The sequence below is a fragment of the Avibacterium endocarditidis genome, from assembly GCF_965138825.1.
Taxonomy (GTDB): domain Bacteria; phylum Pseudomonadota; class Gammaproteobacteria; order Enterobacterales; family Pasteurellaceae; genus Avibacterium; species Avibacterium endocarditidis.
In genome coordinates, this window is record NZ_CBCSDH010000044.1 from 1 (window position 1) to 521 (window position 521).

The window sequence follows — 521 nt, forward strand, 5'->3', positions numbered from 1 at the left end:
CGAAAACTACTGTAACAGGTGTAGAAATGTTCCGTAAATTACTTGATGAAGGTCGTGCAGGTGAAAACATCGGTGCATTATTACGTGGTACAAAACGTGAAGAAATCGAACGTGGTCAAGTATTAGCAAAACCAGGTTCAATCACACCACATACAGACTTCGAATCAGAAGTTTACGTATTATCAAAAGAAGAAGGTGGTCGTCACACTCCATTCTTCAAAGGTTACCGTCCACAATTCTATTTCCGTACAACTGACGTAACAGGAACAATCGAGTTACCAGAAGGCGTGGAAATGGTAATGCCAGGCGATAACATCAAAATGACAGTAAGCTTAATTCACCCAATCGCGATGGACCAAGGTTTACGCTTTGCGATTCGTGAAGGTGGACGTACAGTAGGTGCGGGTGTTGTAGCGAAAATCATCAAATAATGATGATTGCTAGGTAACACTAGAAAAGCTAAAAGCTAAGAGAGGGCATCGAAAGATGCCCTTTTGTTTTGCTTGGATTTTGCAATGAAA

General features: G+C 41.3%; 1 protein-coding gene. It reads left to right on the forward strand.

All coding sequences use genetic code 11. The annotated features are described in order from the left end of the window. Nucleotides 1-431: EF-Tu C-terminal domain-related protein (locus tag ACNAV8_RS11615; protein WP_415777756.1), on the forward strand; the 431-nt coding region annotated here is incomplete at its 5' end. Between the last annotated feature and the right edge of the window lie 90 nt (nucleotides 432-521).